This window comes from Mycobacterium sp. TH-M25 (genome assembly GCF_057473665.1).
In genome coordinates, this window is sequence record NZ_JBYCLA010000536.1 from 1 (window position 1) to 4,824 (window position 4,824).

The 4,824-nt window shown below is 64.8% G+C and carries 6 protein-coding genes; 4 read left to right on the forward strand and 2 right to left on the reverse strand.

The annotated features are described in order from the left end of the window. Positions 1-561: cytochrome P450 family protein (locus AC2VOU_RS17940; protein ID WP_486958590.1), on the reverse strand; the 561-nt coding region annotated here is incomplete at its 3' end. Next, a complete protein-coding gene (locus tag AC2VOU_RS17945) occupies positions 558-1,172 on the reverse strand; it encodes a TetR family transcriptional regulator (protein ID WP_486958591.1) in 615 nt (204 codons plus the stop codon). The genes AC2VOU_RS17940 and AC2VOU_RS17945, both read right to left, overlap by 4 nt. A 178-nt stretch (positions 1,173-1,350) precedes the next feature. On the opposite strand from AC2VOU_RS17945, the gene AC2VOU_RS17950 reads away from it, so the two are divergent. The 4 genes from AC2VOU_RS17950 to AC2VOU_RS17965 all read left to right on the forward strand — a co-directional run. Then, complete coding sequence (locus AC2VOU_RS17950) at positions 1,351-2,817, forward strand: aldehyde dehydrogenase (RefSeq protein WP_486958592.1); 1,467 nt, start codon at positions 1,351-1,353, stop codon at positions 2,815-2,817. A gap of 76 nt (positions 2,818-2,893) precedes the next feature. Next, on the forward strand, positions 2,894-3,643 hold the full coding sequence (locus tag AC2VOU_RS17955) for an SDR family oxidoreductase (protein WP_486958593.1): 750 nt from the start codon (positions 2,894-2,896) through the stop codon (positions 3,641-3,643). Continuing rightward, positions 3,640-4,494 (forward strand): NAD(P)-dependent oxidoreductase, encoded by an 855-nt coding sequence (locus AC2VOU_RS17960; protein WP_486958594.1) that lies wholly within the window; start codon positions 3,640-3,642, stop codon positions 4,492-4,494. The genes AC2VOU_RS17955 and AC2VOU_RS17960 overlap by 4 nt, the downstream gene beginning before the upstream one ends. After that, positions 4,494-4,824: carboxymuconolactone decarboxylase family protein (locus AC2VOU_RS17965; RefSeq protein ID WP_486958595.1), on the forward strand; the 331-nt coding region annotated here is incomplete at its 3' end. The genes AC2VOU_RS17960 and AC2VOU_RS17965, both read left to right, overlap by 1 nt.

Genomic DNA, 4,824 nt, shown 5'->3' on the forward strand with positions numbered 1-4,824 from the left:
CTCGATGGCTTCGGGCGGCACATCGGTAATGCCTTCGTCTCGGTGCATCACGCCGTCGGCCCAAGCCCGCACCGACACTCGATCGGGTTCGGGCACACCCATCAACTCCGAGATCACGTCCATCGGCAGCTTGCCGGCGAACTCGTCGACGTAGTCGACGGCGACACCGGATGCCGCTTTCTCCAGCATGACGTCCAGGTGCCGGGTTGCGATCTCGGTGACGCGCGGCTCGAGTTCACGAATACGCCTGGGCGTGAAGCCTTTTGAGACCAGTGTCCGCAGCCGCAGGTGCGCCGGGTCGTCCATCGCCAGAAAAGACATGGTCTTGGCGGCGTGCGGTCCGCGCGACGCCGGGTCCAGTGAGACGCCGTACTTGTTCGACAGCGTCGTGCTGTTACGGAAGCCCTGGTGTACGTCTTGGTGGCGGGACAACGCCCAGAAGCCCAATTCCTCGTTGTGATACAGCGGAGCCTCGTCGCGCAGTCGCTTGTAGTACGGGTACGGGTCTTCGTGGAAGTCGTAGTCGTACGGATCCAGTACCGGCTGGCCGATGGTAGTCATTTGGCTTCCGTTGTGACGATGAGAGAGACTGCGTACCCGAGGTAGTCGGCGATCTGGTGGTAGGTGTTGGCGCCGCTGGCGGCGTTGACGAGCGCGCCGAAGAACGTCATCTCCAGAACCGAGACGATTCGCGGCTCGGCGTCTGGACCGATGGCCGAGGTGATGCGCCGGTGTATTTCGGCGCCGATGCGGTCACGCACAGTCCTGACGGCCGGATCGCCGCCGCCGCCGAGCAATGCAGTCGTGCACGCCGCGGCAACCTCGGGTTCGTCGGCGACTACCAGGGCGAGATGACGCAACGCCTGGTCCACGCGCGTCGGCATCGGCTCGTTCACGTCGGTGAAGTAAGGGACCTGCCGTACCAGGTCGAGGTAGACCTCGGCGATCAGATGATTCTTGGACGAGAAGTAGGTGTAGGCCGTCGCCGGAGCGACCTTGGCGCGGGCAGCGACGGCGCGCACAGTCAGATCGGCATAGGACGTCTCCCGTAGGACTTCGACTCCTGCGGCGAGGACCTTGCGGAAGGTCTCTTCTTGTCGACGGTTGCGTGGCACGTCACCGGCCGGGTCGCCGGCGTCTGAAGTGATCGTGACGGCTTGATCGCTGGACACTTGTCCAAGGTAATCGACACCACGTCCAGTGGGCAAGTGGATTCGTAGAACTACTATCTAGCGTGGATTGTACGGCCATCGACCGCCAGTTGCCCTTGCCTTAGCGGCGGCGCGAAGACTATCTTCAACGGAACTAAGTCGGACAACTGTCCATTGACTATCAGCGGTGGAGGCGACCATGGCATTGCTGGCCGACGGGGTGAGCTCGCTGCTCATCGACGGCAAGCTCACGAGCGGCAACCAGGGCACCTTTGCCACCGTCAACCCGGCTACCGAGGAGGTGTTGGGCGTCGCGGCGGACGCCGACGCGCAGGACATGGGCCGGGCCATCGAGGCGGCGCGTCGGGCCTTCGACGACACCGACTGGTCGCGCAACACCGAGCTTCGGGTGCGCTGCATTCGCCAGTTGCGCGACGCGATGCGCGAGCATGTCGAGGAACTCCGCGCGATCACCATCGCCGAGGTGGGCGCACCCCGGATGCTCACCGCCGCAGCGCAACTGGAGGGACCGGTCGGCGATCTGAGCTTCGCCGCCGACACCGCCGAGTCGTACCAGTGGAACGCCGACCTCGGTGCGGCGTCCCCGATGGGGATTCCGACCCGGCGCACGATCGCCCGCGAGCCTGTCGGCGTCGTCGGCGCGATCACGCCGTGGAACTTCCCGCACCAGATCAACCTCGCCAAGCTGGGCCCCGCGCTCGCCGCGGGCAACACCATCGTGCTCAAGCCCGCGCCCGACACGCCGTGGTGCGCGGCGGTGCTCGGCGAAATCATCGCCGAGCACACCGATTTCCCGCCCGGCGTCGTCAACATCATCACCTCCAGCGACCACAGCGTGGGCGCACTGTTGGCCAAAGATCCACGAGTCGACTTGGTGTCGTTCACCGGTTCCACCGCCACCGGCCGTGCCGTGATGACCGACGCCGCGGCGACCGTGAAAAAGGTTTTCCTGGAATTGGGCGGCAAATCGGCGTTCGTGGTGCTCGACGACGCGGACCTGAACGGCGCCTGCTCGGTAGCTGCGTTCACCGCCTCCATGCACGCCGGACAGGGCTGCGCGATCACGACCCGGCTGGTCGTGCCGCGGGCCAACTACGACGAGGCCGTCACGATCGCCGCGGGCACCATGGGGTCAATCAAACCCGGCGACCCGAACAACGCCGGAACCGTCTGCGGGCCAGTGATTTCGGCGCGGCAACGTGATCGGGTGCAGAGCTACCTCGACCTGGCCGTTGTCGAAGGCGGAACGTTTGCCTGCGGCGGCGGCCGCCCTGCCGATCGGGATACCGGGTTCTTCATCGAGCCGACCGTGATCGCCGGTTTGACCAACGACGCCCGCCCCGCCCGCGAAGAGATTTTCGGACCGGTACTCACCGTCATCGCCCACGACGGCGACGCAGACGCGCTACGCATCGCCAATGACTCGCCGTATGGCTTGTCCGGCACCGTATTCAGCGCCGACCCCGAGCGGGCGGCAGGCTTCGCGTCCCGTCTGCGGGTCGGGACCGTCAACGTCAACGGTGGCGTCTGGTACTCGGCTGACGCGCCCTTCGGCGGCTACAAACAATCCGGCATCGGGCGCGAGATGGGCCTGGCCGGTTTCGAGGAATACCTGGAAATCAAAACCATCGCCACAGCCACCTAATCCGCGAGTGGCCAGTTATGGCACAGGATTCGGCAATAAACGTGCGATAAGTGGCCGCTCGGCCAGAGAGGACACCATGCGGTTCGAGAACAAAGTCGCCATCGTGACCGGTTCCGGTGGCGGTATCGGCCAAGCCTACGCCGAGGCGCTGGCCCGCGAGGGCGCAGCCGTCATCGTCGCCGACATCAACACCGAAGCGGCACAAAGGGTTGCCAAGCAGATCGGCGCTGACGGCGGTACCGCGCTGGCCATCCCGGTCGACGTGTCGGACCCGGCCTCGGCCAAGGCGATGGCCGACCAAACGCTCGCCGAGTTCGGGGGCATCGACTATCTGGTCAACAACGCCGCGATCTTTGGCGGCATGAAGCTCGATTTCTTGCTCACCGTCGACCCCGAGTACTACAAGAAGTTCATGAGCGTGAACCTCGACGGCGCACTGTGGTGTACCCGCGCGGTGTACAAGAAGATGGCCAAGCGCGGCGGCGGTTCGATCGTCAACCAATCCTCCACTGCAGCATGGCTGTACTCGAACTTCTATGGCCTGGCCAAGGTCGGCGTCAACGGGCTCACCCAGCAACTGGCAACCGAACTCGCAGGCCAGAACATTCGGATCAACGCGATCGCTCCGGGTCCCATAGATACCGAGGCGAACCGGACGACGACTCCACAGGAGATGGTCGCCGACATCGTTAAAGGTATTCCTCTGTCGCGCATGGGAACTCCAGAAGACCTGGTAGGTATGCTGCTCTTCTTGTTGTCCGACGAGGCCTCCTGGATCACCGGCCAGATCTTCAACGTCGACGGCGGACAGATCTTCCGATCATGACCGACTTGACGCTCGGCTACATCGGCCTCGGCAATATGGGCGCCCCGATGGCCGCCAAGATGACCGAATGGCCAGGCAGCGTCACGGTTTACGACATCCGCGCCGAGGCGATGACGCCGCTGGCCGAAAAGGGTGCGCGACTGGCCGACAGCGTGGCCGAGGTGGCGGACGCCGACATCGTCCACATCACCGTCCTCGACGACGGACAGGTGCGCGCGGTTGTCGGCGAATTGGCGGCGCACGCAAAGCCTGGAACGGTCTTCGCCATCCATTCGACCATCAGCGATAGCACCGCAGTGCAACTCGCCCGTGAGCTCGAGCCCCAAGGCATTCACGTCGTCGACGCCCCCGTGAGTGGTGGTGCGGCGGCTGCCGCCGAAGGCAAGCTGGCCACCATGGTGGGTGCTGACCGCGAGGTCTACGAACGCGTCAAGCCGGCGTTCAAGCACTGGGCCGCCATGGTCGTGCACGCCGGCGAGCCGGGCGCTGGAACCCGGATGAAGTTGGCGCGCAACATGTTGACGTTCACGTCCTACGTCGCGGCATGCGAGGCGATGAAACTTGCCGAGGCGGCCGGCCTGGATTTGCAGGCCCTGGGCCGGGTGGTGCGGCATACCGACGCGCTCACCAGTGGGCCGGGCGCGATCATGGTGCGCGACGACATGACAGACCTTGGGCCGGAGAACTTTCTGTACCAGCCTTTCCTGCACACCCGCGGTCTGGGGGAGAAAGACCTGAGCCTGGCGCTCGCGCTGGGTGAATCGATCTCGGTAGACCTGCCGCTGGCGCAGCTGGCCTACCGGGGGTTGGCGACCGGGCTCGGGGTGCCACATACAGCGAAAGAGGCGTGATGGACGAGCTACGCAGCAAGGGCCTGGCCAAGATGAACGAGGTCTACGGCTGGGAGATGCCCAACATCGAGGGCGATCCGTATTTCGATCTGACCGTCGACCACCTGTTCGGCGTCATCTGGAACCGGCCTGGCTTGTCGATGCGGGACAAGCGGATCATGACGCTCACCGCGGTGACGGCGATCGGCAACCGCGATCTGGCCGAGATCCAGATCAACGCTGCCCTGCTCAACGACGAACTCACTGCGGGCGAGCTCAAAGAGATGGCGGTCTTCCTCACCCACTACCTCGGCTTCCCGCTGGGCTCGGCGCTCAACGGAGCCGTCGACA

What these genes read in the sequence shown, in the direction of transcription:
- AC2VOU_RS17950 (WP_486958592.1), top strand. Translation starts at nt 1,351, where the DNA reads ATGGCATTGCTGGCCGACGGGGTGAGCTCGCTGCTCATCGACGGCAAG.
- AC2VOU_RS17955 (WP_486958593.1), top strand. Translation starts at nt 2,894, where the DNA reads ATGCGGTTCGAGAACAAAGTCGCCATCGTGACCGGTTCCGGTGGCGGT.
- AC2VOU_RS17960 (WP_486958594.1), top strand. Translation starts at nt 3,640, where the DNA reads ATGACCGACTTGACGCTCGGCTACATCGGCCTCGGCAATATGGGCGCC.